Origin of the sequence: Kitasatospora sp. GP30 (assembly GCF_029892145.1) — a bacterium.
GTDB lineage: Bacteria > Actinomycetota > Actinomycetes > Streptomycetales > Streptomycetaceae > Kitasatospora > Kitasatospora acidiphila.
The window spans coordinates 206,720-233,519 of record NZ_JARZAH010000001.1 but is presented as its reverse complement, the minus strand read 5'-3'; the positions used below and the strand labels follow the sequence as shown (position 1 = coordinate 233,519).

Sequence of the window (26,800 nt, the reverse complement as noted above, 5' to 3'; positions counted from 1 at the left end):
CCCAGAGTCAGCGGCGCTCCGACTGGCAACGAGCACCCAGTGGCGATCCGGCTGAGCACCCCACCAGTTGGCGGTTCCGGGTAGAGGTCCAACCAACGCCACCCCTCACACGGTGGTGACCGACCATCCATAGCGGGAGAAGGAGGGACCTCCCTCCCGGTAGGCGGCCAGGGCCTGCGTAGCGGTCGGGAACGCGGGCTCCGGAAGGCGGTCCGCAGCGACCCACTGGGCGGCCAGATGCTTGTCCGGCTCGTTGTTGGTCACCTCGCCGGTCCACGTGTCGGTGGCGAAGACGAAGAGGACGAACTGCCCAGCCTGATCGAAGCCCTGCTCGACGTGGATGACGTGGACGAGTACGAGATCGGCCGGGTCGACGAGCAGGCCGGTCTCCTCCTTGAGCTCGCGGGCGGCGGCCTCGTCCAGGGCTTCACCGGGCTCGACCTTGCCACCGGGGATGGTCCAGGCCGGCTGCGGCGACCAGTTGCGGGCGGTGTAGAGCACGGCGGCGACCGCGTCGGTGTCCTTGTCGTGAACGATCACGCTGACCGCATTTCGGCTGTTCATCACGCTGGTGGTGGTCACGGTGCCCACTCCTTGTTGAAGTGCCGGAGGATCTCGGTGGTCCGGCCGGGTGGCTGGGACTGGCTCCACAGCTCGGGCGGCCTGGATGCTCAGCGCCCGAGCGTGAGGCGGTCGGCGTCGGTGCGGGAGAAGACCAGGTCGGTCATCTGCTCCGGGGTCTTCGTGCAGCGGACGGGCGGCTGCGGTCGGCGCATGGCCTGGGGGTAGGTGGCCGGGTCGTAGTCGTTGGTGAGTGTGTACGGGTGGAAGCCGTGCTCGCGCAGGGCGTCGATGATGCCGGCGGCGCTCTCGCCCTGCTTGGCCAGGAGCTTGGGAGTGACTTCCACGACCAGCTCCACATTCTCGCGCAGGTGCGACAGCGCGGGCAGCAGTCCCCTGACCGCCGCCGCCTCGGCGCCCTCCATGTCGATCTTGATGCCTCGGGCGGTGTCGAGTTCGGCCGGGCCCAGGAGTTCGGTGAGCGGTGCGGCCGGCACGTGGAAGGTGGCGTGGACGTGGCGGGGCCGGATGGCGGTGGTGTGACCGAGGTTGGCCGGGTCCTCCACGTACAGAGTCGGGGTGCCGGTGAGGTCGGAGGCGGCGGCGCGGACGGTGCGGATGTTGGCGCGGTGGTTGGCGGTGGCCGCGCTGGTGAGGTCGTCATGGAACTGCGGGGTGGGCTCGATGGCGACGACTCGGCCGGTCGGTCCGACTGCGTGGGAGGCCAGGAGACTGAACGCGCCACGGTGGGCGCCGACGTCGACGAAGGTGTCCCCGGGCCGCAGGCGGTCCCGCAGGAAGGCGCTCAGGTTCGGCTCCCACACGCCGAAGAGGTACTGGTAGCGCTGGATGACGTCGCTGGTGGTGACGGTGACCAGGTCACCCGAGCGCAACCGGGCAGTGGTGTGGAGGGGACGGGTTCGCAGGTGGTCGTCGAGGAATCGGTCGACGAGGTGGGCCTTGCCGACAGTCCGGGCGCGTGGCGGACGTAAGCCCGCAGCAGGCGGGCGAGGGCGGAGGCGGGCACGCGTGTACTCCTTCAGGCGGCGGAGGGTCGGAACGCGGTTCCCGGAGCCGGCCGTGGTGGCAGACTTGCCGGTGAACGCTGGTGGTGGTGAGGGGAGTTGTCGGTGGCCGAGAGTGGTCCGGTGGTGTTCCTGCTGGTGGGGCTCACCGGTTCGGGGAAGACGACCTACGCCCAGCGGGAGCTGGAGCCTCAGGGTGCGGTGCGGCTGTCGGTGGACGAGGTCGTCCACGAGCGGCATGGCCGGTACGGCGTCGACTATCCGGAGAACACCTACTTCGAGAAAGAGGCCCCGGTCGTCGCCGAACTGCACTCCCGGCTGGTCGAACTGGTCTCCGAGGGCCGGGACGTGGTGTGGGACCACGGGTTGTGGCCGCGCAAGGACCGCGAAGCGATGAAGGGGCTGGTGGAGTCGGCCGGCGGCCGGTGGCGGCTGCTGTACTTCCCCGTCGATCGGGACGAGCTGCTGCGCAGGCTGGCCGAGCGCAACCAGCGAGAGGACGCGAACGCGCTGATCGTGACCCCTGAGGCTCTGGACGACTTCTTCGCGCGGTTCGAGGCGCCTCAGGACGAGGGCGAGGAGATCGTGGAGCCGGGCTGGCTCTGACGGGGCGGGCCCCAGGCGGCGTGGATCTGGGCGGCTTCGGCGGCCCAGTCGTCGGGCAGGCGGTCGAGGGTGACGTGGCGGAAGGCCAGGCGGGGGTCGGAGACGTCGATGCGGCCGTGGTGGCGGTCGATGTGCTGCAGCAGGCGGGTGGCCTCGGTCCGGACGGCGGGGGTGTGCTCGGTCCAGGCGCCGGAGCTGAAGCGGTCAACCCTACGCCGTAGGTCGTCCAGGACGCCGGCGCGCCACTTGAAGTGGTGGACGCACGCGAGCGTGTGCGGATCGGGCCTGCGGCCGGGGGCGCGGTGGTTGCCGGAGGCCACGACGACGTCCGAGAGCGCGAGGACGATCTTGCGGGGGTCACCCTGGAGGAGGCGGTGGGTGAGGTGGCCGCCGAGCGGGAAGGCGCGGTCGAGTCCGGCCTCGGGGCGCCAGAGGGCGAGTCGGCCGTCAGCGGCCACGCGGTCGAGCATCAAGCCGCCCACCACCGCCCAGCCGTTCTCTTCGGCTGCCTCGGTGACCTCGCTGAGTGGGGCCGGATAGGTCTGGAATTCGTCGGAGTCGGCGAGCAGGTGCCAGCCGGGGCCGGCCTGCTCCCGCAGCGCGTCGCGCAGTTCGGTGTTGGTGTGCTCGTGCCACGCTCCGGTGCTGACCTGGCCGGTGGGGAGGCCGAGGCTCTGGGCGGTGTCCAGTAGCTGGCGGCGCCAGGCGTCGGGGACGTGCTCAGCGAAGTGGAAGGCGAGGTGGAAGCGCTCGATGCCGAGCCGACGGTAGTGGCTGGTCCAGGCGGTCAGCAGGGCCGGTTCGACCGGGCCGATCACGGCGATCAGGGCGGGTGCGGCGGGCGTCATCGGTACTCCTTGATCAGGTCGGTGTAGGTGTCGATGAGGTAGGCGGCCTGCTCAGCTGCCGACAGCATGTCCAGCGCGGTGGGTGCCTTCGGCCCCGGCCGCTCCGGCGGCCCTTCCGCCAGAGCGTCGAGCGCGGCGGCCAGGGCACCCGGGTCGCCGGCCGGGAACACCTGGGCCCAGCGCTGCCCAACCAGCCGCTCGGTCAGGTCCGGGTCGTGGTCGGAGACGATCAGCGGGACATCGAGCCGGGCGGCGTCCATGACCAGCCCGGACTCCTTGCCGGTCCCGGGACGCCGTGCCACCAGGGCGGCATCGGCGGCAGCGTAGACGAGCCGGAGGACGTCTTCGCCGACCGGGCCGGGCACGGTGTGGACCCGGACGAGGGGCAGGCGGTGCCAACGTTCGAGTACCGCGTCGTCCAGCGGAGTGCCGCAGACCAGGACGTGTAGCGGCTTGGTGAGGCGGACCAGGGCCGCGTCGACGGTGGCGATGTCCTTGTAGGGCCACCAGCCGCCGACCAGGCAGACCGCCGTCGCCGAGGCGGGGATGGTGAAGGCGGCGCGGGCACCGTCGCGCTCGGCGGCGGTGAGGGGCCGACCGTCGTCAACAGCGAACGCCCGCACCCGCCCTGGGAGGTGGGGGAAGGCCGGGGAGAACCGGTCGCGGACGGCGGTGGTCGGATAGAGGGCGACCACGTGCTTCTCGCTCCGCCGGGCGAGCCGACCCAGCAGCCGGACCGGCGAGTCTTCGGTGGTGACCAGCTCGTGGATGAACCGCAGGTGCGGGGTACCGCCGAGCAGGGCGGCCATGCCGTGCAGGGCTTCGCTCGCGCTGAGGATCACCACGGCCGCCGGCTGAGGGGCGAGGCGGCGGGCGGTACGCAGGCATCCGGCTTCGATCAGACAGCGGGCGACCAGGGTGACCTGGTGCGGCAGCCGGCGGAGCGGTAGCGGCCAGCGCCGTGAGCGGAAGGCCCGCTTGCCAGCGGTTGAAACGCGTTCCGCCGCGCGTGCCGCGGCCAGCAGGGCCTTCGCCGCCGGACCCACCGGTCCGGCGGCGATGCAGGAGCCGGCCCGCAGCAGCGGGCCGGGCCCGTCTGCGATCCCCTGCGGGGTGATGACCACGGCACCCGGGCGGGCAGCGGCGAGCGCCGTCAGCGTGCGCTGGTGGTGCCCGCCGCCGAGGTGCGCCTGCGGCTCGATCAGGACCAGCGGCCCACAGCGGGTGCTCATCCGGCGACCGCCTGCTCACCGTGCAGCGTGATGAAGTGCCGGTGCAGCCAGGGCGGGTCGTTGAGCGCCTCGAAACGCTTGGGGTCGCGGGCCGCAGTGCGGGCGAACTCGAGGCCGTCGCGGGCCCCGGCTGCCGCGTACTCAGCGAAGTCGCCGTCCTTGCTGGCCGTCCAGGCGTCAATGCGTTCCTGGGCGGAGGCATCGGTCATGCCGTACTCGCTGCCGCGCGCGAGCATCGCGCACTCCCGGAAGCCCGCCTTCCAGGCATGGAACGGGGTCTGGTTGAACAGGGTGGTCCCGGCAGTGTGCTCGCTGAACTCGACCCGGCCGGGCAGCGCGGCCAGCACGTCGACGGCCTGGCCCATCTCCCGCAGCGCGCTGGTGCGGATCAGCTTGAGGCCGCCGTAGCCGTAGGTGAGCCCGTTAACCGGGTTGACGGCCCGCCAGACCCGCATCGACACGCCCGCTGCCAGCGGCTCCACCGCGCTGGCCGGGAAGGCGGGGTCGATGGCGAAGTCGCCATCGGCAAGGAAGAACTGGTCGGTGTCGACGAGTTCGGCCGTGAGCCGGTAGGCGCGGCGCATCCCGCGCACCCCGTGCAGGCGCTTGACGTTACCGCCCAGCACGCGGGCCAGGCGGGTGTGCAGGGAGTCGGCCAGCGGCTCGTCGTAGGAGAGCAGGACCGCGTCGAAGCCGGTCACAGAACCGCCTCCAGGTAGCGTGCGGCCACCGCAGCGGGCGTCAGGTCCGTGGTGGAGGCGTACGCGCGCTTGGCGTGCACCAGGTAGAACTCGGGGTCGGTGGCGAGGCGTTCGGCGATCCGGACGGCCTGATCGTCGGTGTCGAACACCAGCTCCGGGTCGAGGTGCTCGGCCAGCCAGCCGATGCGCGGGCCGATCACCGGCAGGCCCATCGCCTGGCAGTCGATGACCGACATGGACCAGGGGCAGCCGGGCCGGAACGGCGCGATGCCGAAGTGGGCACCGGCCAGCAGGTTGCGGTAGCGGACGCGGTCGCCGCGGTCGGAGGCGATGGCGACGCCGTCCACGGCCGCCAGCTCCTCCAAGTTCCGCTCGGGGCTGGGATCCAGGCGGATCCGCTCGGCGCTGCGGGTGCCGAACAGGTCCATCACGGTCAGCCGCACCGGGGCCTCGGCGACGAGGTGGCGGGCGAGCTGGGTGAAGCGGGCGGTGCCGTAGTGGGCGTACAGGCGGTGGTTGTAGACGCCGACCGCCCGGCCCTCCGGCGGGGTGAGCTCGGCAGGGTCGCGGACCAGGCGCACGTCCCTGGGGGCGGGGACCACGTGCAACTTCTCGGTGAGCTCGACGCCGGTGCGGGCGGCGGCAGCGGCCGTCCACGAAGCGGCGGTGCCGGAGTGGACGAGGACGCGGTCGCAGGCCGCGAGGCCGGCGACGAAGGCCAGCACGACGCTGCGGCCCAGCCCGCCGTCGTCCATCGCGGGGTCCAGCTCCAGCTGGCCGGTGTCAGTGAAGGAGAACGGCAGGTAGTGGCAGTAGCCGACGATCCGCGCGTCCACTCCGGCTTCCAGGAGCGCGGCGCGGATCGCGGGGGCGGCCTCGATCTGGTTGGCCACGACCACTTCGGGCTGCTGGCGGCGGAACAGCCGCACCAGGGCGCCCACGCCCGGGTTGAAGCGGGCCCGGTACTTGGTCGACGGCGAGACGGTCCGCACGAACTGCACGCGGTCGTCGCCGGCCGGGACGGGAGCGGCCACGGTGACCTCGACTCCGGCGTCGGCCAGGGCCGGGGTGAGCATGTCGGCGAAGGTGTAGCCGGAGTCGGCAGTCAGCTGGCTGGAGTTGGAGACGTTGAGCAGGTACAGCAGGCGCATCGCTTGAGCCCTCCCTCTCTCGGCCCGGGTGTCGACCCGAGCTGGCAAAAGAAGGAAACCGGCGACCAGGAGCGTGACAGAATGATGAATCGAGATCACTCACGGTTCATTCATCTCATCCAGCAGCCAGGGCGGGGGCCTTGATGGACGAGCGCGACGACAGCCCGACCGTTGAGCAAGCCGCCGAGGCGTTCGCAGCGGAGGTCTCGTACTGGCGCGAGGTGCGCGGCCTGTCCAAGCGGGGGCTCGCCCTCAAGATGGGCTTCGACCCGTCGTACGTGAGCCACGTGGAATCCGGCCGGCACAAGCCAACCGAGGACTTCGCGCGTCGCTCGGAGGAGACCCTCAACGCGGGCAAGGCCGTCTGGAAGCGCTGGCTGGACTACGAGGCTGCCAAGAACCGAGCGGCCCCGGCTGCGGCTCCACCAGCCCCGCGCCGCCCCGAACAGCCGTACGCGACGGGCTCAGCGATCATCGTGGCCCACGACGGCGCCCGCCTGGACTTCGATGGCTCCCACTACCGGCTGACGATGCGCCGGCTGTTGCGGAACACCGGCAGCGAGCCGATCACCCGCTACCTGATCCGCATCAGCGTCGACCGCTACCCCGGCGAGCCCGAGCGCTCCAACGCCCACTACCGCGAACACCCGCTGACCTGGGACGAACTCGCACTGACCGCGACATGCCGCGGGGAGGCGATGAACTGGCAGACCAAGCACGACCGCGACGCGTTCAAGGAAGTGTGGCTGCTGTTCGAGAACGAGCAGGGCCGCTTCCCGCTCTACCCGGGCGAGGAGGTCTGGATCGAGTACGCCTACTCGGTCGGCGAGGAGAAGTGGGGCCGCTGGTTCCAGCGCGCGGTCCGTCTGCCCACCGAACATCTCGAAGTCGAACTCGCCTTCCCCGCAGACCTCGACCCCGCCGTGTGGGGAATGGAGACGTCCATGACCGCCGAAGCGGCACCGCTTCGGACCGCCCCGATCCGGCGCGAGGAGGGCGGTATGCGCGTCTTCTCCTGGAGCACCTCCACACCAGCCCTCCACGCCCGGTACCGTCTCGAATGGCGGTTCCGGGCCCGACCCGAACGCGACACGACCCAAGGGGAGTTCAGGTGATCCAGGTGCGGCCCAGCGAGCAGATGCGTGACCTCGGAGTCGTCCAGGAGGGCGCCCCCGTCCTTTCCGAGCCAGCCCGCCCTTTTGAGCTGCCCACCGAGCGCGAGGCCGCCGAGCAGGTCATCGAGAAGCTCTTCACCGCCATGGAGCGCATCGGCCAGGTCCACCCCTTCGCCAAGGGCATGGGCATCGCCGCACCCCAGATCGCCATCGGCCGCGCCGCAGCCATCGTCCAGCCAGCCGAGCCCGGAGCACCGCCGATCGTCCTGCTCAACCCCCGCATCACCGATCGCTCCGACGAAACAGACGAGCAATTCGAAGGCTGCCTCTCCTTCTTCGACGTCCGCGGCAAGGTCCCCAGGCCACTGCAGATCACCGTGGAGACCACCGCCCTGGACGGCCAGCTGGCCATCACCACGTACGAACGCGGGCTCGCCCGCTTGATCCACCATGAGATCGACCACATCGACGGCCTGCTCTACACCACGCGGATGCGGACCGACGTCGAGCCCATCCCCGTCGAGCAGTACCGGCAGACCGGCCAGGCATGGGCTTACGAGCAGTGAGCGCCCGCCCAGCCAACCCTGATGGCTGAGGGGACCTCTGCAACGACAGCATGATCGTGAAGGGAAGCGCATGAACAAGGACCCGGAGCTCATCCGCCATGAAGACGGGATCGAGTGGGACGAAGACACCAGCAACTTCGACTACGTACGCGAGTACCTCGAGATTGCCGCTGGCAATCGGCGCGGACCCGTCCGATGGAACGGACCTGGCCGACGCGTTGGCTACTCGGTTCTCAATGATGACGCACCCGCTGGGGAAGCGCCCTTCCGCTTCGCCCGCCGCATCTTCTGGGTCAAGGAACACGACCGCTCCGAGCAACCCCACGGCACGTACAAGACCGGCACACCAGCCGAAGGCGTCGATCCTCGAACCGTCGCTCCGGGGGTCTGGGGTGAAGTCACGGAGCGCGCCTGGGGAGCTCCCCTGCCTTCGAAGGGTAAGCCCCGAGCTGACACCTCTCACAAGGCCAAGAACGACTCACGGGAGAAGCCATACCCGCCCGGCGTCCAGCCAGAAGAGGTCAAGTTCGGCACGTCGTCGCTCGCAGGTGGATCTGCCACGGTGGCGGTCGCACCTCTCCGCGATGGCCGAGTAGAGATCTACATCGACTGCGCGAGCGGCACTGAGCTTGGCGACGGCAGCCACGTGATTTCGGAGGTACTCCAGGCATCCGAGGCCCGCGCAAGGCTCACCGAGATCATCGAAACGACGTCATGGCTGCAGCGAGCTCTGGCCCTCTCTGTGGTGGACGGCTGGCTCGCCGGCGGCACCGCCACATAGGTCGTTCTGTACCACGTGGGTGCCCTGTGTCCCCCACCGACAAGGGCCCGGAGCGGCCGAGGGTCCAGGCCGCCGTCGTTCATCGGATCCTCTACCTCAGGCTTGGCGGGACGGCCTTCTCCGGGCTCGTCCCACAGATGCCGCCAGCACCCAGCGCCGACCCGCCCGCTGAAACCTGGCCCACGGCAGCGATCCGGCTCGGCTGGCAACCTTCGCGGGACGTGGTCGTCCACCTTCTCAATCACGGGTTACCCCTGCCAGCCGCAGCGATCATCGCTACGGTGAAAGTTGCAGGTTTGATCTTCGGTACCGGGTCTTGTAGGGGATGTCATGGGCAAACGTCGCGGCTTCTTCGCGGAGATGAACTACCAGGCACAGCAGGCGGAGAAGCGTCGACGCCAGCAGCAGGCCGCTACCCATCGTGCTCATCTTGCAGCCCAGCGCCAAGCCGAACAGGCCGCGAGGGCCTACCAGCGCGCACAGGTGGCGGCGGCGAGGGCTTCTGCCTCCGAGAGGAAGGCCGCGGAACGTGAGGCCGCGCGACTCCATGTGGAGTCCAGGCTCGCCGAGGTTGAGTCCATGAACACCGACCTGGCCAGCGATCTCGCTGACATCGACGGCCTGCTTGCCTGGACTCTGGGCATAGACGACTTCGTCGATCTCGAATCGTTGAAGATCTCGAAGGTCGAGCATCCTCCATTCAATCCTGGTGGTCGGGATGTCCCTGCGCCCATGGTTGCAGAGCCGAACTACGCGCCTGAGCCCGTTTATCAGGAGCCAGCTGCTCCCAGTGGACTTTCAGCAGTACTTGGCGGAAAGAAGCGGCACCAGCAGGCCATCGTCGAGGCCCAATCCGCCTTCAACGACGCCCGTGGCCACTGGCAGCGCACCATGGCGGCTATCCACGACAGTTACACCAAACAAGTGGCCCAGCGCGAGCAATTCGAAGCCAGGCGCATGGCAGAACTATCTGCCGCCAAGGAGAAGTACAAGCAGGAGTGCGAACAGCGCGAGGCTGAGGCATCAGCCCACAATGCCGAGGTCGCCAAGCTCGTCAACGACCTTGCCTTCGATGTCGAATCCGCCATCCAGGACTACGTGGGCATCGTTCTTTCCAACTCAATCTACCCTGAGGTCTTCCCGGTCGAGTACGACCATGCCTTCAACCTCGCCTCCCGAGAACTCACGCTTACTGTAAAGATTCCAGAGCCCTCAACCATACCCTCGGTGAAGGGGTACCGATACGTTAAGACGAAGGACGAGATTGCCTCAACCGACCTGCCCGTTCGCGAAAAGAAGGAGCGATATGCGAATGCGGTCTGGCAGGTCGCGGTTCGCAGTCTGCACGAAGTCTTCGAGGCCGATCGCGCCGGTAAAGTCCACTCGATCGCGCTTACGGTCGGCGTCGATACGATAGACCCCGCCACTGGCCGGCCAACCACCGTGCCGCTTGTTATCGTCGCCGCAGACCGCGAGACCTTCAACAGCTTTGACCTGGCCAAGGTGATTCCCCAGGCCACGCTGCAGCACCTCGGCGCTGCAATATCAAAATCGCCGTTCGACCTGACTCCGGCAGACACCAATCGCGGCATCCGCGTCCGAGGAAAGTGACAATGCGATTCAACCCACCGCCAGGGTGGCCCACACCGCCCGAAGGCTGGACTCCCCCGCCGGGCTGGAAGCCCGACCCATCCTGGCCGCCCCCGCCACCTGCCTGGCAGCTCTTCTTGCCCGACGACGGGACCGAATCGCACAGTGACGTCAACGGGCCCATGTCCGCACCAAATATCGAGACTCCCCCGCCCTCAGTGCAGGGCTCATCGGCAATAGACGCAGACCAGGCATCCGCCAGTCCACCGGCTCCACCACCGTCCCATGCAGTCGACCCCGCGCCGCTGTTGGCCCGAATCGCCGATCTCGAACGGGCGCTCTCGGCCACGCAAAGTGGCGCCGGCCTGATCGATCTCAGCGACCAGCGCGCTTTGCAAGACGTCGGCATCTACCGCTACCACCATCCTCTGGAAAGCGCGGCGGCCTACAAGGACCGGCTACGCAGTCTCGAAAGCCAGATCGACGACGTCATCAAGAGCAAGCGCGCGATCCTCGCCGCCGACCTGTTCACCTTCGACGGATCTCTGGCTCAAGGACGGAAACTTGTCGGCGATCTGTCCAAGTTGATGCTACGGGCCTACAACGCCGAGGCCGAAAACTGCGTGCGCTCGCTGAGGTCGGGGAACGTACGCACCGCCCAGAAGCGGCTGGAGTCAGCGGTCGCGGCGATCGAGAAGCTCGGGGCAATCATGGAGATGCGAATAAACCCCGAGTATCACGCCCTGCGAGTCGCCGAGCTCGAGCTGACCGCTGACTTCCAGATGAAGGTGCAGGAAGAGCGCGAACACGCACGCCAGGAGCGACAGCTCCTCCGCGAACAGCGCCAGGCTGAACAGGAGTTGGCGGCCGAGAAGGAGCGGCTCGAAAAGGAGAGATCTCACTACATCGGCGTCCTGGCATCTCTCCGCGGAAAAGGCGACGACGCCGCCGCTGCTGAACTCTCCAACCGGCTCGCCGAGATCGAAGAGGCCATCGCAGCCAACGACTACCGCATCGCGAATATCCGCGCCGGCTACGTGTATGTCATCTCGAACATCGGCGCATTCGGTCCGAACATCGTCAAGATCGGCTTGACCCGTCGCCTCGATCCAATGGACCGCGTCCGGGAGCTCGGCGACGCTTCAGTGCCGTTCCGGTACGACGTCCATGCCCTATTTTTCTCCGAGGACGCCGTGACACTGGAGTCGGAGCTCCACAAGGCGTTCGCCGATCGACGCGTCAACTTCGTCAATTCGCGACGGGAGTTCTTCTTCGCCACACCGTCCGAGGTCCGAGCTCTACTGGCAGACAGGGTAGGCGGCCTGCTCGAGTTCACAGAGGAACCCACAGCTCTTGAGTACTTCCAGAGCCGCAGCCGCTGGCCGCAACAGGGCTGAACGTGGATCGCAGGGCCTTGTCTACCTATAGCGGGCCCGGCCTGATCAGGTGGGCTGGGATGTTCGCATCATCGCCATGGCCTACGGAGGCCCACCGTCGCTGAACCAGGATCCCGATCCTGGTCTCATTCTTGGTCTCATTCACTGCGGTCCGGTCCGGTTCACCCGCCGCCCAGCCAGAGTGTCCGCCGCAGGTCAGAACGGGCGTGAACGCCGGCGTACCCCGTTCGGGAGAATTGGAAAGCGTGTTGGGGGCAACCCCTCACGAGTTCGAATCTCGTATCCTCCGCACCCGCCCGCCAGGGCAGACGAAGGACCCGACCGCACTGCGGCCGGGTCCTTCGTCGTTCTGCGGTTGCAGCTTTGATTGCACTTATATCGGACATTTATACATGTTTCACCCCACTGCCTCTTGATCATCCAGCTCATAGCTCAACGATCCCGGGCGCCTGCGGGCCAGATGTGCAAAAATCACACACATGAAGACGGCCGAGAGTTGGAACGAGATCGGCGAGCGGGTTGCGGAAGCAAGGCAGGCCGCCGGCGTGAACCAGGGCGAGCTGGCCATGCGGCTCGGCCTGGATCGAACCGCGCTCGTGCGCATCGAGTCCGGTGAACGCAAGATCTCCGCCATGGAGCTGTTCCAGATCGCAGAAGCACTGGGCGTTCCCGCAGCGCACTTCGTCATGCGCCCACCCACCCCGCTGGTCTCGCGCCGGCACGGCCTGGATGAGGACGCAGACGACGCCACTCGCACCCGATTCCGTTTCGACGCCCTTCTTGAGGCGCATGCGCGGGACGCCCAGTGGTTGATCGAGCAAGGCTTCCTCGTCCCTCCCACGAGCCTGGTACGACCGGAAGGGCCAGTCGATCCGGCCTCACTTGCCCAGACAGCCCGTGCGGCGATTGGAAAGAGCCGCGGACCACTAGGCGGGCTCGCCCGTATCGCAGAGCAGTACGGGCTCTACCTCCTCAGCGTCGATGCCGAGGGGGAGGGAGCCTCTCTACTGCTCGACGGGTTCGGAGTAGCTGTGGTGGGCGGCCAAGCCGCCCCTGGTCGGCGGCGTTGGACCGGGGCACACGAACTCGGGCACCACCTGCTCCAAGATGAGTACCACTCAGATCTATCGGTCGCGGCCGGTCGAGACGAGCGGGAAGAGCTCATTGACCGGATTGCCGACGAGTTCCTGATGCCAGACGCAGACCTTCAAGAGGCGTGGAGACAGCGAGCGCAGGACACCGAGCCGCGGAGCTTCTTCATTGAGATCGCGGCCCGGTACCGGGTCTCCTGGGGAGTCGTCGTACGCAAGGCCATCAGGCTTGGGCTTGTCTCGGGCCTGGAGGCACGCCAACTGCGCGCCAGTACCCCCACCCGTGGCGATCTCCTCGCCGTGTACGGAGGAGAGCCCACCGAGGACCTGACCGTCGGCACCACCGGTCCGCAGTGGCGCAAGGCCGTCCTCGATGCCTGGGGCAACGGTGCCGTGACTGGCCCTCGAGCGGTGGAGTTGCTGCACGGCGCCATCGGGATCGACGAGTTGCCGCTGCGTGCGCTGGAGGAACCCGCACCGTGACCGCCGCCGTGCAGAGCGCACCCGCTCTGGTTTGGGATACCTCACCCCTGTTCCATGCGATCAAGGCTGATCGCATTGACCTCCTGGCGGACTTCGCCCGGGAGTGGCAGGGCGTCACCCGCCGCAACATCACGACCGCGACGGTTGTTCACGAACTCATCCACGCCAACCTGGACATCTCCGGCCTCGACTGGCTGGAAGTTGTCCACGTCGACGGCCTCGACGAACTGGGAGCGCTGGTCCGCTGGATGGCGGTGGTCTCAGGCGAACGCTCCAACCAGGGAGAAGCAACGGTACTCGCCTGGGCCGAGGTCCACGGTGGCACCGCGGTGATCGACGATGCCGATGCTCGCCGTGCGGCCCAGAAGCACGGCCTTCCGGTCCAGGGATCACTTCGCGTCCTTGCCGAGGCGCTGAAGGAAGACCGGGTTACCGAGTACGCCGCGAACGCGTTCGCTGATGCGCTCGCCGGCACCGGAGCCCGCTACCCGTTCGGGCCGGGTGGGTTCCTCGCTTGGGGGCAACGGATGGGGCTGCTCTGATCGCCGAGCCGGCGCATCGCACTGGACTCACTCACACAACCGCTTGGGACTCATGGTTGCAGTTTTGGTTGCATTCACCCCCGTCCAGCTGAGTCCGGACGCAACCCATCGGGCCACTCCGCCGCAGGTCAGGACGCCTACGGCCGTCCCCGGACAGCCGGACGAACAGTTGGAAAGCGTGTTGGGGGCAACCCCTCACGAGTTCGAATCTCGTATCCTCCGCCGGCAGAAGGCCCGGACCGTTCCGACGGTCCGGGCCTTCGTCGTCTCGTGCTCTCAGCTCACAGCCCGGGGCTCGCCGCTGGTTGCCGGCTTCACGGTCGGCGGGTCAGCCGTGACAGCAGCAGCGACAGGACCCTGCGGGCGTCGGAGCGCTTGTCTGGGGCACCGGACAGTGCTGCGGACACTGCCACGACGGCGATGGTCAGGGCGTAGACGGCGCCGCCGCTGCACACGGCGGCCACTCCGAGGTGGAAGAGATCAGGCACGGGGAACCTCCTGCCGAGGCCCGGCTGTTTCCGGGCATTTGCCTCCATCGAAGGGCCCCGATGCGGGAGGATCTGACCATTGCGGACGGCGGCGGACGGCGGCGGACGGCGGCGGACGACCCCGGTCGGATCCGGCCGTCCCCGGACATGATGAAGGGTCTGCCAGCGTGGGGGATCAGAAATATCAGCACCGGAAGTGGCTCGCCGGGGAGCTGCGAAAGCTGCGCGCCATGGCGGGCGACCCCACCTACGACGAGCTAGCGGAGCTGATGAAGGCGGGGTCCGGAAAGCCGATGGGCCCGAGCACGATCGGCGACAAGCTCACCGGGAAGACCGCTGTGAGTGGGTCGCAGCTCGTCGCGCTGGTCGACGCCTGTGCCGCGTTCGCGACTGAGAAGGGCGTTCCGCTCCCCGAGAGCGATACTGATGTGAAGCTGTGGCTGGTGAAACTGACCGGCACCGCGCCTGGCTCTTCCGCCCCGGGCACCGGGTCTGATGACGAGTCGGAGCACGGGGAACTGGCCGATGAGCGGTCTGACGATCAGTCTGAGGAGCCCGACGGGCAGGCTGGCCGTCCCCTCGGCTTACTCGCCAGGCTGTGGCCCCGCAGGGCGTCCCGTCGGCCCGTGGTGATTGCGGGCGCCCTGGTTCCCGTGGCCGTGGCTGCGGGGGTGCTCAGCACCAACCTGCTGGGCGGTCCGGCGGGCCGCTCGGCCGGCAGGCCCGCCTCCAGTGTTTCCCCAGCAGCCACCAGCGCGCTCCAGCCTTGGCCGACGGCGCTGAAGGGGGCCACCGGCCTGGTACAGATGCCCGCCGGTGTGCCCAAAAGCCCGGGCCATGATGGCGCCCAGGTCAGCGGCATCTGCCTTTCCAGCGGCTTCCCAGCTTCGGATGGCAAGACGACGGTCATGACGCCCGACAACAAAGAGGTCCTCGGCTTCGTCTACGTGATGGAGAGCTCGAATCAGACCTGCCAGCTCGTCTGGGCGGCGTTCGTCCTCAACACGTCGGGATTCGTCACCATGCGCGGGGCCGGTATCGCAACGGTCCAAGTGGAGCTCGTCCTCGGCGACACGGGTCTCTCCGAGGAGCACACCTGGGGCGACACGTCGGCCCAGTACGACCCCGCCCGCGCCCACCCCGCCGAGCCGTCCCCCGAGCGGGTCGTCAGCCTCGGGGCGAACGCCTCCCACACCAATGCCGTCTCCGCGCTGGTCCACGTCACCTTGTACCCGACCCCTACCTCCTGATGCTGCGGTCGGGAGTCCTAGACGACGAGCGGAGGCAGTCAACCCTCGGCACGGCCAAGGACCCACGCGGGCGCGGCGCTGCCGAACCAGCTGGAGGCGATAGCTCGCTGGTCTCAGTTCTGGTCTCGTTCATCCCTGTCCAGCCGGATTCAGCCGCCACCCGATGGCCTACTCCGCCGCAGGTCAGGACCAGTGTGAACCCAGGCGGACCCCGTTCAAGAGAATCGGAAAGCGTGTTGGGGGCAACCCCTCACGAGTTCGAATCTCGTATCCTCCGCCTCTGCCCACTGGGCAAACGAGGGCCCCGACCGCTCCGCGGTCGGGGCCCTCGTCGTCTCGTGGTCTCAGTTGGTCTCAGTTGCAGGTTCTGGCTCTTTCGCCTGACGCCCCTGGCCTTTCCGTGGTCTCATCCGGAGGACCGTGGCGGTACTGGCGATGCCGGGCAGCGTCACCACTCCCCGGCTGGTCGCGCTGCCGCGGCTGGCCTGACGAGTCCGACGGGGACAGCCGTTGAGCAGGACCGACCCACGCGCGTGGCAGAGCGCCCGCGGTGCGCTCCGGGCTTTTTGCCACACAACGGATGGGCAAGGGCGTTACCAAGGTATGGATGAATCATCGAGTACGGACGCTCCGGCCGGACATCGGCCTCCGGAGTTCCCGGACTTCGTCGCCTCCCGCGGGCGACAACTGCTGCGGACCGCATTCCTGCTGACCGGCGGTGACGTGTACCTCGCCGAGGACCTCACGCAGGAGGCGCTGGGCCGGATCTTCGTGAAGTGGCACAGGATCTCACGGCTCGAGAACCCGAGCGGATACGCGCAGACCGTCCTGGCCAACACCTTCCTCTCCTACCGCAGACGGCGCAGCACTTCCGAGCGGGTTACCGCTGAGTTCCCCGATGTCGCCGTCGACGATCCGGACCCTGCGGTGCGGCTGACGCTGCTGCGGGCGCTGGGCCAACTCCCGGTAAAGGACCGTGCCGTTGTGGTGCTGCGGTTCTGGGAGGACCGCAGTGTCGAGGAGACGGCGACCGCACTGCGCCTGAGTGCCACCGCCGTCCGCTCCCGCAGCACCCGTGCGCTGGCCCGTATGCGCATCCTCCTCGACGACGAACTCGACACGGCCGTGCCCCGGAACCCTGCTACGAGCCCCTCCAGCCGCAAGGCGGTGCTGCGCAATGCCAACTGACCACGACTTCGAGAACGACCTCAGCTGCGCCCTTCGCGACGCGGCCGAGCTGACACCCGAACCGCTGACCCACCTCCTCACGGTCGGCGCCAAGGAGCACGGCCGCCGCTGGCGCCGCCGTCGGCGCACTGCGGTGGCGAGCGGCCTCGCGACATTGGTACTCGTCGGGACGGGCGGCTTCATGGCGCTGGGCGACCCGATCGGTGCCGTCGGCCCGAGCAGCACGACGTCGACGGAGGTGTCGAAGATGTCGAAGGACGAGGTGGTCGCCCTCGTCACGGGTCTGTTGCCGCCGGGGAAGGCAACGGTGCTGGACGCGGGCGGCACAGGTGAGGGTACGCTGCCGGGACACGAGTACAGGACCGGCGGAACGCTTCTGTTCGACGACGGCTCCGGGGCGAGCATCTTCACGTACACCGCTGACCGGACGGATCTGACACCCGAGAGGGGCGCCGTCTGCATGGACGGGTTCAGCATGCCCCAGGACTCCTGCAACCGGTCCACGCTGCCGGACGGATCGGTGGTAGTGATCGACAAGCTGCGGTCCGATCACACGCCCGGGGGCCGGGAGTGGCGCGCCACCTGGGCGGCTCCCGATGGACGCCGGGTGTCAGTCATCGAGTACAACGGACAGCCGGCCGCAAAGAACCGGGAGAACCCGCCACTCAGCGCCGAACAACTCACCGCGTTCATCACCGCTCCGGCCTGGGAGCGGATCTTCTCGGCTCTGCCTCTGCTGAAGAACGCCCCCACGAACGCCTCCCCGGCGTCCGCGCCGCCCCCCGCAGCCGGCCCGAGCGCGACCGAGTTGCTCGCCAAGCTGGTGCCCCTGCTGCCGACTGGGGCCACGTCATCCCCTGCCGACGGTTCAAACCGGCCGGACCTCACAGTGACGCTGGACGGGCGTACCAGCATGGTTCAGGTGAGCGATGAGCCAGCGTCGGCGCGAGGCAGGGACGAGGAGAAGTCTGTCGAGGCCAGCCCCGCGGCCCCGTTGGAGGTGCGCGAAAAACTGCCCGACGGGACCCTCGTGGTCACCAACCGTTTCGGCAACGGCAAGACCGCGACCGATCCGATCCTGCATTGGACGGCTGACGTGTACTCCCCGGACGGCCGTCATGTCTCCATCTCCGAATGGAACGGGGAGAACGGCTACACGGCCCGACCCGGCGCCCCGGCGCTCAGCCCAGAGCAGCTCAAAGCCATCGTCATCAACGCAGCCTGGCGCTAACGGAAGTTCTGGTCTCGTTCATCGCCGTTCAGTCGGGTCTCATCCCCCCGCGCGGCGGGAAACCATAGGTCGGACGCGTATGAACGCCCCCGGACGGCGCCGAGGAGAATTGGAAAGCGGGCTGGCGGCAGCCCCTCACGAGTTCGAGTCTCGCATCCTCCGCACTGCCTGAACAGGAAAAACGACGAGCCGGACCACATGGTGGTCCGGCTCGTCGGCGGGCTCCGGTAGCAGTTTTGGTTACGTTTATTCGGGCATTTCACGAGTTCCGCTCTCTTTCGTGCGGCGTAGTGCCCTGCACCGCCAGGTGCGGGAGTCGTACTCGACTCCCGCGATCATGGGGAGGATGGCCGACATGACGGGTGGGGAGAACGCGCTGACCGAGTTGCTGCGTCGCGCGAGGCCGGTGGCGGCCGGTGATCGCCGGGAATGTGGAACCCATGGTCGCCGTACCGAGCGACGATCCCGACCTGGTGGCGGAATTGAACCGGCGGTGGCACCGACTTGCGGTCGAGCATGCGGTGACCGACGCGACCGGAGTTCCTGATCAGCGTCGCCGGCCAGGGCCGCGACCGCTGCGGGCGTTCCCGCTGGACGAGAGTGAGACTGTCGGAGCAGGCGGACCTCGCCGGGGTGCTGGGCACCGAGCCGGGCCAACCGGAGTTCGTTGCCATGTCCGTGAACGGGGAGAGCGTGCTCGGGGCCACCACCGAGGAGCACTCGGGGTGGCTCATCGCCATCGAGCGGTTCACCGCCTGGCTGGAGGCGTCGGCGGAGGCGCGGGCCTCGGAGAGCGTTGAGGAGCGGGAGGCTGGCTGGGACGCGGTGCTGCGGCGGCCGACCGCCTCGTCAAGGCTGCGTCAGGAATGGCGCGATGGGCTCGCCAGGAACCCCGCCGCCCCCGCTTCCGTTCTGCCGTCGAGCACCCCAACTTCCCCCGGCAGAACACCCTCTACTACGCGGACCACGCCCACCCCTCCCCGCGGCAGCTCGCCCTCTACGATCCGGCGTCGACGGCGGAGCTGGTGGAACGGCTGAGCCGGGACACCGACTCCGGCGTCCACTGGCACTCACTACGGAACGAGCGCCTCTCCGCTGCATCCGGCATTCGCCTGCTCGACGACCCCCAGCCGTTCGTCAGAGAAGCCGCAACGGTCGACCGGCGCCTGCCCACGCGCGTCCTGTCCGCGCTCTTGCACGATGCCGGCACGGCCACCTCCGCTGCCGCGAACCCAGCGATCCCCGAAGCCGTGATGCACTATCTCCTCAACCGTGCGCCCCTGACCGCGGATTGAACGAACGACGCCTCCGGCGCGGCGAGCACAGCATCTCCGCAGGGCTCAGGCCGATCCGTCCGAGCCCTCACAGCTGAACTATGTCGCGACGTCTACAGATTGCGATAGACGTCGCGGCGGTTGCCGACGGTCATGACCCAAACGATCAATTGACCGTTCTCGATGGTGTACACAACGCGATAGTCCCCGATCCTGAGACGCCACCTCGAGCTGTGCCCTTGGAGGGCTTTGATGTCGAAGGCAGTGGTGTCGCCCTCATCGAGGGCCTTCTGCAGTTCGGTGAGGCGATAGAAGATCCGCAGAGCATCGGGCCGGGGAATCTTGAGCATGTCCCGCTGGGCATGCGGCGTGAACCGCGTGACGTAGCCCATGGATCAGGTGTGGTGTGCGCGGAGCATTGCGGCCATCTCTTCGAGCGATACCGATCCCCCGGAGCCTTCGGCCTCCGCCTCGTCGGCCAACCGGTTGAGCCATGCCTCTTCGGCCTGTTCCGCCAGCTCGCGCAGATGCTGATATTCGCGAATGTCGATCACTACGGCTTCCTGCTTGCCGCGCCGCGTGATGATCGTCGGGGTCTCGTCCCGACGCGCGCGGTCGAGGACGTCCGCAAGGTGACTGCGGACCTCGGCCATGGATTCGATCACCGGCTCACTCATGCAACAAATGTAGCAGATGTACATCTATGCCGCCCCTTAGTAGCAGCACTCCCCGGCGGGGCACGGACGACGCCAAGCCTGGAGTGGTTGCAGTTTTGGTTGCATTCACCCCCGTCCGACGCCGTTCGGAAGCCAGTTGGCATGCCGCTTCGGCGCAGGTCAGAACGCCTGCACCCACCCCTGAACGGCCGGACGAACAGTTGGAAAGCGTGTTGGGGGCAACCCCTCACGAGTTCGAATCTCGTATCCTCCGCACCCGCCCGCCAGGGCAGACGAAGGACCCGGCCGCACTGCGGCCGGGTCCTTCGTCGTTCCGTGGTCTCAGTTCTGGTTTCAGTTCGCCCCCATGCGACGACCGCCGGGGCCGGCTTGGGCCGAGTGGTGATCTCGGCGACCACGTTGGTGTCGAGCAGGTAGATCACTCGCCGTCCGCCGCGTCATCGTAGGAGCGCTGCCCGAACTCCAGCCCTTCGAAAGGTGCCGACAGGAGCCGTTCAAAGAACCTGTCGCTCCCGAGGGTCGCCCAGCGATGGAGCATGGCCGGAAGAGCGTCGATGTCGGCATCAGCGAGTTCGGCATCGAAATGCTCGACTTGATCCGCGGGCAGGGACTCCCTGATCTCCCGGATCGTCCGCAGGGGATGCGGTTCGCCAAGACGGCTCGGCGGCCGGGGCAGAGTCGGGAGGGAGTGCTCATGATCGGCTCCTCCTCGGTGCGGCCCTCGAGCCAGTGTTGCCACACCAGAAATGGCATCGATGCGGGACGGCTCCGGCAGTGACTGGTTCGTGGTCTTCTCCCCCGCCGGTGTCCACGTTCCGCGGGGCACCTCAACCGCCGTCCGGGTCCCCGACTCTGCTCAGGCCAGAGCTGCGAGTCCCGTGATCACCACCGGCGATCCCACGGCCGTCCGGGCAGCCCGGGACCTGCGGAGATCCCGCGTCACGCTGACCCGCTTCAGCCAGCGGTCTCTTCCGTTGTAGCGAGCCTGGAACGGCCGACGTCCGTGCACAGCACGGTAGTTGTCAACCATGAGGAGCTCACCGGGGGCGAGCGGGATCTCACTGCGGTGGCGTTGCAGCTGGCTGGTGAGGGCGGCCAGAGCCGCGCGTGCCTCCTCGTCCTCGGGATCGGTCTCGATGAAGTACTCGTCGAAGACCAGGTAGGGCGCAGACGGATCGCCGAACAGCACTCCGGTGCGCGGTGGCACAGGGGGGCGCTCGCCGCGCTCGGCGGCACGCCGCACATGCTCCTCGTCCGGGGTCAGAACGTACCGTGGCTCGGCGAGTATCCGTCGTTGCTCACTGGTGAGAGCGACCCGGTCGACCGGTGCGTACACCGTCGGGACCCGGTCGTCGTTGCGCAGGCAGAGCAGGCCCAGGTAGTCGCAGCGCAGGGGTGAGAACGCGTCCTCGCTGTGAAGATCAAGGACGCTGGCACTGCTGCCGGCACTCTTGTCCAGCTCCTCCCCGCGCACGGGCAGGAGGTCCTGCACGAGCCTGCCGTCCTGCACAGTGCTCCACGAGAAGACGTCTCCCAGGACCGACGCCACCAGTACCAGGTAGAGCTCGTGGGCCAGCGTCCCGTTCTCCGCCTCTGGGAGCGTTCGCCAGTGAGTGGGCGTTCGCCCCAGGCCGGCGTCGTCGACCGCCCAGCCGCTCAGCACGAAGCCGCCGGCGGGCTCCTCACGACGGAACGCCTCCAGGAAGCCGAGCAGTCGCTCCGGCAGCTGCCGGGCAGCGGCCGGGACGGCCCGGAACACCTCGGTGCTCTGTTCCAGGGCGAGGGAAGTGACCTCGCCGGCCAGAGCGGTAACCGCATCCCGGACCTGGCCCACCTCCTGCGGGGTGAGCGAGAAGCGCGACGGCCCCGGATCCCGCACTGGCTCAGCGGGTTCCACTTGGTCTGCCTGGCTGGGGATCACCGGATTCCTTTCTGGCGGCGGAAGTTCCTGACCGTCCGGCTTCGGGCATTCATCGGCCGGTCAGGCACGCGTGGCCAGGTGATCACCGATCGCGACGGCGTCGATGCGCGTGCCCAGGAACGTTGCCAGCGCATCGGCAGGCGTGCAGACAATCGGCTCGCTGTCGTTGAATGACGTGTTGAGCACCATGGGAACCCCCGTCAGTTCGTCGAACTCGGAGATGAGCCGGTGGTAGCGAGGGTTGATGTCGGCGGAGACGGTCTGGACCCGCGAGGTGCCGTCCACGTGCACCACGGCTGGAATGCGGGATGCCATCGCGGGGAGCACCGGACAGGTGAAGAGCATGAAATGGAAGCTCTCCGAGTCCCGTCCCAGGTCGAACCAGTCCCTCGCGCGCTCGGCCAGCACGCTCGGAGCAAAGGGCCGGAACGCCTCCCGGTGTTTGACCTTGACGTTCAGCATGTCCCGCATGTCGGGATCACGCGGATCAGCCAGCAGCGAGCGGTTGCCCAACGCCCGGGGGCCGAGCTCCATCCGGCCCTGGAACCAGCCGACCACCTCGCCGCCGGCAAGCCTCCTGGCCACCTCGCGAGCGATATCAGGGCTGCGGTGCGAGGTGACACCTGCCTGAGCGAAGGCCGCAAGAATCTGTTCGTCACCGTACTCCGGACCGGCGTACTCACAGGAAGTGGTCGATGGCTTGGGAAGCGACCCACCAGACGCATGGAACGCCGCGAACGCCGCACCGATGGCCGTCCCACCGTCATGAGGCGCGGAAGGTATGAATACTCGCGAGAAGGGGCCCTCTTCCTTGAGCAACCAGTTGGTCGTGCAGTTCAGCGCCACGCCACCGGAAAAGCACAGCGTCTCCGCCGGGTGGAGTCGGTGGGTCCGTTCAGCGAGCCCGAGAATCGTCCGGTTGTTCCAGCTCTGCAGTGTGGCGGCCAAGTCGATGTGACGCCGGTCGAGCGGTTCACCAGGCAGGCGACGTGGGCCGAAGTGCTGTTCGAGTGCTTCAAAGCCCGGGAGTCGAAACTCGAAGGCGCCGACGCGGACCTCCGGTTCGGGGCCCTCCCCGACGATTTCAGCGAATGCGGAGGTATATGTGCGCGGGTCGCCGTAGGGTGCGAGACCCATGACCTTCGAGGCGTCATAGGGGCTGAAGCCGAGATACGCGCTGAGCTTCTCCCAGACGAAACCGACCGAGTGCGGGTAGCGCAGGTCTCCCAGGGGCTCGATCAGCCTTCCCTTACCGGCACCCAACAGCGCTGTTGCCGATTCCCCGATTCCGTCCACAACGAGAACGGCCGCCTCGTCATCGCCACAGGGGTAGTACGCAGAGGCGGCGTGGGCTACGTGGTGAGGAATCCAGCGAACCATCGCTGCACAGTCGAGTCCCAGCAGGTCGGAAATACGCTCGGGTATGCGCGCCAGGCTTGTTTGGAACAGGGCCTCCCCCCGGGCACTGCCCCAGTCGCCGTCGACGCTGAGAGGGTCGACCTGAAACGTTTCACGGCGGAGTTGGGGGTCGAATGCCACCGCCACGAGGTCGATCTCCTCGGGCTCGATGCTCGCTTGCTGCAGGCAGAAGGCGATCGCGCAACTGGGCAGAGCATCGGCATTCGACACCAGAGCCGGCTTTCCGTGCTTGATGCGATTGAAACGTTCCTCCTCTGCAGCTGCGATCACATTCCCGTCCACGATAAGAGCGGCCGATGACTCGTGGAATACGCAGTTGATACCGAGGACGTTCACATGGCCCCCTCCACATTCGGCCCTCGTCCGGGCAGGACAGCTGGAGTCCGGGCCCGGTCAAGGAAATCCCACAACGCCAGGAAGGCCATGCTCCATGCGATATGACCCCCGTGACAAGACGTTGGACACGCCGATTCGGCCGGCGGGTCGAGCCGACACCTAGTCACGGACACCCCCGGAGCGGCCCCGCGCCTAACTCGACAACAGGTGTCGCCCCGGTAGCGCCTGGAGCACGAGGGGCGGCGGCTCGCCCAGCGCCCCTGGCGCGGCACCAGCACCGCCCTCCGACGCGTCCTCTAGCACCAAGCACCAGCCCCGCGCGTGGTCTCAGTTTTGGTCTCGTTCATCACCGTTCAGACGGGTTCAGCCGCCATCCAAATGGCCGGAAAGCCGCGGGTCAGAACGTGTACGGATCGTGCCGAACAGCGCTGCGCAGAACGGGAAACCGTGTCGGGGCCCCCACGAGTTCGAATCTCGTATCCTCCGCCTCTGCCCAGCTGGGCAAACGAAGGCCCGGACAGCCATGCTGTCCGGGCGTTCGTCGCACCCGCCCCCTTGGTACGCCATCCTTGTGCTCCGGCCGGTTGCGGCAGGGCCCGGCTATCCTCCTGATTGGCGAGGTGTCCCCATCAGTAAGAAGAGCGGATCGGCACTGGCCGCATGGCTGCGCGGTCTCGATGAGGCCGAGTTGGAACGGGTCCTGGCGGCGCGCCCGGACGCCGCGTCGGCTCCGGAACCGCGGTCGGTCGGGGAACTGGCAGACCGTCTTCAGCGCCCGGCGTCAGTGGCGCTGGTCCTGCCCCGGCTCGCGCTGCCGTGCCTACAGGTGGCGGAGGTCGTCGCCGCACTGCCGGCCATGTCACGGGACGATCTGGCAGGCCTCCTGGCCGCGACGCACGGTGACCGCGCCCGCGGATTGGATGCCGCCCTGGAGGCGCTGGCCGACCGCGCTCTGGTGTGGCCGGACGGCGACGGCCTGCTGCACATGGCGGCGCCGCTGCGGAACGCGTGGGACTCGCCCCTGGGGCTCGACGCACCGCTCGTGCAGTTGCTCGCGGGCTCGAACTCCGACGAGCTGGGCCGGATACTGGCGAAACTCGACGTCAAACCCGCCGCCAACAGGAAAGAGATGCGGCTGGCGGCGCTGGTCGACCATCACAGTGACCCTGCTCGAGTCGCCGCGCTGGTGGCCAAGGCGCCCGCACCCGCCCGGAAACTCCTTGAGCGGCGGGCCCGTGCGGCTCCGGAGCGACCGGGCTTCATCGTGTTCGGAACTGTGCAAGCCGACTCCAAGCCCGGCGAACAATGGGCGCTCGATCGGGGGCTGCTGGTCCGGGACCGGCACCGGTACGGGCCGGCCCGGATGCCCGCGGAGGTGGCACTCGCACTACGCGGCTCCGACTGGCACGCCCCGTTCGCACCCGTCCCGCCCGGCGTACGGTCGGTGCCTGCCACCGCCTCGGACGTCGACCGGGAAGCCACAGCCGCCGCGATGGCGTTCGCCGCCCACGCCGTGTCCGTCCTCGGGGTGTGCGCCGCCGCTCCACCGGCCCGGCTCAAGGCCGGCGGGATCGGCGCCCGCGAGCTGTCCCGGATCGGCAAGGCGGCGCAGTGCGACGAGCTCGTGGTGCGCCTCGTGCTGGAGGCGGCGAGCGCGGCCGGGCTGCTGGCCCGGGACGGCGACCGGGTCGCGGCGACCGCGTCCTACGACACCTGGGCCGAGCAGGAACCGGCCGACCAACTCGCCGTGCTGCTCCGGGCGTGGTGGGCGCTCCCGCTGACCCCCGGCGGGAGCCGCGACGAGGACGGGAAGGCTCTGCCGGCGCTCGCCGGGGCACCGCCCTGCGAAGGCTGCGTACAGGCCCGGCACGGGCTGCTCACGGCCGCGTCGCAGCTCCCGGCCGGTGAAGGCGCGGCGAACTCGGCGGACCTGGGGGTGCTACTCGGCTGGCTACGCCCGCTCGTCGACGAACTCCCCCAGGACGCAACGTCGTTCGCCACCCTGATCCGGGAGACGGAACTGCTCGGCGCACTCGCTCTCGGGGCCGTGTCCCCGATCGGGGCCGCCCTGCTCGCCGACGACGCCGAGGCCCTGGCCGATGCCTGCCGGCGGCTGCTGCCCGCCGCCAGCGGGACCGCCCGCTTCGGCAGCGATCTCACGGCCGTGGTCGCCGGGACGCCGTCGGCGCACCTCCTCGCACTGCTGGACTCCGTCGCGGACCGGGAGGCCGCCGGTGCGGCGTCCGTATGGCGGTTCAGCCCGGGAAGCGTCCGCCGCGCCCTCGACGCCGGCCTCACCCCCGATGCCCTCACGGCCGACCTGGCCGCCGTCGCCGTCGAGTCGCTTCCCCAGCCGCTCTCGTACCTGATTCACGACACCGCGCGCAGCCACGGCCGGGTGCGCGTCGTCTCCGCAGCCTGTGTGATCCACGGTGCGGAGCCCGCTCTCCTGGCGGAACTGGTCGCCCACCGCAAGCTCGCCCAACTCGGCCTGCGGCAGCTGGCACCGACGGTACTGATCAGCCGGATGCCAGCGGACAAGACGCTCGCGGCACTGCGAGCCGCAGGCTACGCCCCCGTCGCCGAGAAGCCCGACGGGTCCGTCCGGATCGAACCGGCCCGGCGCCACCGCGCGGCAAGCCCCGTTCCGCCCCCGCGCCTACCCGGTGGCAGGTCCCGCACGCAGCGCACGGAGGCCCACACCACAGGCTCCCGGACGGCCGTCGACCTGCGTGCCCTCGCCACCCAGCTCCGGGGCGCCCCGCAGGACGTTCCGGAGCCCGACCCGTACGACGGACGCCCTTACGACAGTGACACCGAGGAGATCATCGCCGGGTACGCGCGCAATCTGTCGTTCACCGACGTCCGCCAGCTGGCCCATGCCGTCAACGACGGTCAGGCCGTCACGATCGAGTACGTCGCGACGTCGGGCAACGCGACTGTCCGCACCCTCGCCCGGCTCGAACTGGACCCGCCTTACCTCCACGCCTGGTGCCATCTGCGGAACGACGAGCGCGTGTTCACCCTGTCCCGTATCCACGGGGTGATGCCCGCGTAGCCCGCCGAGCGAGGAAGGGACACCCGGCACTCTGGTCTCGGTCGTGGTCTCATTCGCCGACGTACAGCACGGTTCACATGCTGCTCTGTGCTCGGCTCCGCAGCAGGTCAGAACGGCTGAACCTGGCGGGTTGGACCAAGAAGCCGACCGGCAGGCCCACCATTACCGTCGGCTCGGTCGGCCTCGACGGAGACTTCATCCGCGGCTTCATGGGCGAGGGCGCCCCGCTCCATGGGAGACCAGCCCCGACCTCCTGGTCGGGGATCTCC

The 26,800-nt window shown here is 68.4% G+C and carries 25 protein-coding genes and 1 pseudogene; 14 read left to right on the top strand and 12 right to left on the bottom strand.

The window, feature by feature from the left end; all coding sequences use genetic code 11:
- Positions 1 to 105: 105 nt before the first annotated feature.
- Positions 106 to 582: an NUDIX domain-containing protein gene (locus P3T35_RS01115; RefSeq protein ID WP_101380947.1), complete on the bottom strand. Its 477-nt coding sequence runs from the start codon at positions 580 to 582 to the stop codon at positions 106 to 108.
- 89 nt (positions 583 to 671) lie between these two features.
- Positions 672 to 1,454, bottom strand: coding sequence for an FkbM family methyltransferase (locus P3T35_RS01110; RefSeq protein ID WP_280703959.1), 783 nt, complete (start codon positions 1,452 to 1,454; stop codon positions 672 to 674).
- Between the two features lie 237 nt (positions 1,455 to 1,691).
- Here P3T35_RS01110 and P3T35_RS01105 point away from each other — a divergent pair, with 237 nt between their 5' ends.
- A complete protein-coding gene (locus P3T35_RS01105) occupies positions 1,692 to 2,192 on the top strand; it encodes an ATP-binding protein (RefSeq protein ID WP_180356489.1) in 501 nt (166 codons plus the stop codon).
- On the opposite strand, the gene P3T35_RS01100 is transcribed toward P3T35_RS01105, so the two are convergent.
- From P3T35_RS01100 to P3T35_RS01085, 4 genes are read right to left on the bottom strand one after another with little or no spacing between them, the layout of a single operon-like run.
- Complete coding sequence (locus P3T35_RS01100) at positions 2,150 to 3,040, bottom strand: glycosyltransferase family 2 protein (RefSeq protein WP_101380946.1); 891 nt, start codon at positions 3,038 to 3,040, stop codon at positions 2,150 to 2,152. The two genes, P3T35_RS01105 and P3T35_RS01100, sit on opposite strands and share 43 nt — an antisense overlap.
- Positions 3,037 to 4,272: a glycosyltransferase gene (locus tag P3T35_RS01095; protein ID WP_101380945.1), complete on the bottom strand. Its 1,236-nt coding sequence runs from the start codon at positions 4,270 to 4,272 to the stop codon at positions 3,037 to 3,039. The genes P3T35_RS01100 and P3T35_RS01095 overlap by 4 nt, the downstream gene beginning before the upstream one ends.
- Positions 4,269 to 4,973 carry a hypothetical protein gene (locus P3T35_RS01090; RefSeq protein WP_101380944.1) on the bottom strand — a complete coding sequence of 235 codons (705 nt, stop codon included), beginning with the start codon at positions 4,971 to 4,973 and terminating at the stop codon, positions 4,269 to 4,271. Before P3T35_RS01090 ends, P3T35_RS01095 begins: the two co-directional genes overlap by 4 nt.
- On the bottom strand, positions 4,970 to 6,124 hold the full coding sequence (locus tag P3T35_RS01085; RefSeq protein WP_180356488.1) for a glycosyltransferase: 1,155 nt from the start codon (positions 6,122 to 6,124) through the stop codon (positions 4,970 to 4,972). The genes P3T35_RS01090 and P3T35_RS01085 overlap by 4 nt, the downstream gene beginning before the upstream one ends.
- 143 nt (positions 6,125 to 6,267) lie before the next feature.
- On the opposite strand from P3T35_RS01085, the gene P3T35_RS01080 reads away from it, so the two are divergent.
- The 7 genes from P3T35_RS01080 (at position 6,268) to P3T35_RS01050 (ending at position 13,689) form a co-directional block, all read left to right on the top strand.
- Positions 6,268 to 7,239, top strand: coding sequence for a helix-turn-helix transcriptional regulator (locus tag P3T35_RS01080; RefSeq protein ID WP_101380942.1), 972 nt, complete (start codon positions 6,268 to 6,270; stop codon positions 7,237 to 7,239).
- Positions 7,236 to 7,805: a peptide deformylase gene (locus P3T35_RS01075; RefSeq protein WP_218976693.1), complete on the top strand. Its 570-nt coding sequence runs from the start codon at positions 7,236 to 7,238 to the stop codon at positions 7,803 to 7,805. The genes P3T35_RS01080 and P3T35_RS01075 overlap by 4 nt, the downstream gene beginning before the upstream one ends.
- A 70-nt stretch (positions 7,806 to 7,875) precedes the next feature.
- Positions 7,876 to 8,586 carry a DUF6009 family protein gene (locus tag P3T35_RS01070; protein WP_143676834.1) on the top strand — a complete coding sequence of 237 codons (711 nt, stop codon included), beginning with the start codon at positions 7,876 to 7,878 and terminating at the stop codon, positions 8,584 to 8,586.
- A gap of 330 nt (positions 8,587 to 8,916) precedes the next feature.
- Complete coding sequence (locus tag P3T35_RS01065; RefSeq protein WP_101380939.1) at positions 8,917 to 10,197, top strand: hypothetical protein; 1,281 nt, start codon at positions 8,917 to 8,919, stop codon at positions 10,195 to 10,197.
- Positions 10,198 to 10,484: 287 nt separating this feature from the next.
- Complete coding sequence (locus P3T35_RS01060; RefSeq protein ID WP_218976692.1) at positions 10,485 to 11,573, top strand: DUF4041 domain-containing protein; 1,089 nt, start codon at positions 10,485 to 10,487, stop codon at positions 11,571 to 11,573.
- Between the two features lie 479 nt (positions 11,574 to 12,052).
- A complete protein-coding gene (locus P3T35_RS01055) occupies positions 12,053 to 13,147 on the top strand; it encodes an XRE family transcriptional regulator (RefSeq protein WP_101380937.1) in 1,095 nt (364 codons plus the stop codon).
- Complete coding sequence (locus P3T35_RS01050; RefSeq protein WP_101380936.1) at positions 13,144 to 13,689, top strand: hypothetical protein; 546 nt, start codon at positions 13,144 to 13,146, stop codon at positions 13,687 to 13,689. The genes P3T35_RS01055 and P3T35_RS01050 overlap by 4 nt, the downstream gene beginning before the upstream one ends.
- Before the next feature lie 314 nt (positions 13,690 to 14,003).
- On the opposite strand, the gene P3T35_RS01045 is transcribed toward P3T35_RS01050, so the two are convergent.
- On the bottom strand, positions 14,004 to 14,177 hold the full coding sequence (locus P3T35_RS01045; RefSeq protein WP_180356487.1) for a hypothetical protein: 174 nt from the start codon (positions 14,175 to 14,177) through the stop codon (positions 14,004 to 14,006).
- A gap of 167 nt (positions 14,178 to 14,344) precedes the next feature.
- On the opposite strand from P3T35_RS01045, the gene P3T35_RS01040 reads away from it, so the two are divergent.
- The 4 genes from P3T35_RS01040 to P3T35_RS01025 all read left to right on the top strand — a co-directional run bounded on the left by P3T35_RS01040 (position 14,345) and on the right by P3T35_RS01025 (position 19,141).
- On the top strand, positions 14,345 to 15,427 hold the full coding sequence (locus P3T35_RS01040; protein WP_101380935.1) for a hypothetical protein: 1,083 nt from the start codon (positions 14,345 to 14,347) through the stop codon (positions 15,425 to 15,427).
- Between the two features lie 603 nt (positions 15,428 to 16,030).
- On the top strand, positions 16,031 to 16,615 hold the full coding sequence (locus tag P3T35_RS01035) for a SigE family RNA polymerase sigma factor (protein WP_101380934.1): 585 nt from the start codon (positions 16,031 to 16,033) through the stop codon (positions 16,613 to 16,615).
- A complete protein-coding gene (locus P3T35_RS01030) occupies positions 16,605 to 17,846 on the top strand; it encodes a hypothetical protein (protein WP_101380933.1) in 1,242 nt (413 codons plus the stop codon). Before P3T35_RS01035 ends, P3T35_RS01030 begins: the two co-directional genes overlap by 11 nt.
- Before the next feature lie 866 nt (positions 17,847 to 18,712).
- Positions 18,713 to 19,141: a hypothetical protein gene (locus tag P3T35_RS01025; protein ID WP_143676833.1), complete on the top strand. Its 429-nt coding sequence runs from the start codon at positions 18,713 to 18,715 to the stop codon at positions 19,139 to 19,141.
- 92 nt (positions 19,142 to 19,233) lie between these two features.
- Here P3T35_RS01025 and P3T35_RS01020 read toward each other — a convergent pair whose 3' ends face one another.
- The 5 genes from P3T35_RS01020 to P3T35_RS01000 all read right to left on the bottom strand — a co-directional run bounded on the left by P3T35_RS01020 (position 19,234) and on the right by P3T35_RS01000 (position 23,473).
- On the bottom strand, positions 19,234 to 19,512 hold the full coding sequence (locus P3T35_RS01020; protein ID WP_101380930.1) for a type II toxin-antitoxin system RelE/ParE family toxin: 279 nt from the start codon (positions 19,510 to 19,512) through the stop codon (positions 19,234 to 19,236).
- A gap of 3 nt (positions 19,513 to 19,515) precedes the next feature.
- Positions 19,516 to 19,797, bottom strand: coding sequence for a type II toxin-antitoxin system Phd/YefM family antitoxin (locus P3T35_RS01015; RefSeq protein ID WP_218976691.1), 282 nt, complete (start codon positions 19,795 to 19,797; stop codon positions 19,516 to 19,518).
- A 418-nt stretch (positions 19,798 to 20,215) separates the two neighbouring features.
- Positions 20,216 to 20,536 (bottom strand): hypothetical protein, encoded by a 321-nt coding sequence (locus P3T35_RS01010; RefSeq protein ID WP_280703958.1) that lies wholly within the window; start codon positions 20,534 to 20,536, stop codon positions 20,216 to 20,218.
- Positions 20,537 to 20,653: 117 nt separating this feature from the next.
- On the bottom strand, positions 20,654 to 21,676 hold the full coding sequence (gntD, locus tag P3T35_RS01005; protein WP_280703957.1) for a guanitoxin biosynthesis L-enduracididine beta-hydroxylase GntD: 1,023 nt from the start codon (positions 21,674 to 21,676) through the stop codon (positions 20,654 to 20,656).
- Between the two features lie 102 nt (positions 21,677 to 21,778).
- A complete protein-coding gene (locus P3T35_RS01000) occupies positions 21,779 to 23,473 on the bottom strand; it encodes a carbamoyltransferase C-terminal domain-containing protein (RefSeq protein ID WP_101380927.1) in 1,695 nt (564 codons plus the stop codon).
- Between the two features lie 856 nt (positions 23,474 to 24,329).
- Between P3T35_RS01000 and P3T35_RS00995 the strand changes: the two genes are divergently transcribed.
- Entirely contained in the window at positions 24,330 to 26,531 is a 2,202-nt protein-coding gene (locus P3T35_RS00995; protein ID WP_280703956.1) for a helicase C-terminal domain-containing protein, read from the top strand.
- Between the two features lie 116 nt (positions 26,532 to 26,647).
- A pseudogene (locus tag P3T35_RS00990) lies at positions 26,648 to 26,767 on the top strand (12-oxophytodienoate reductase); the annotation flags it as partial.
- Positions 26,768 to 26,800 lie beyond the last annotated feature (33 nt).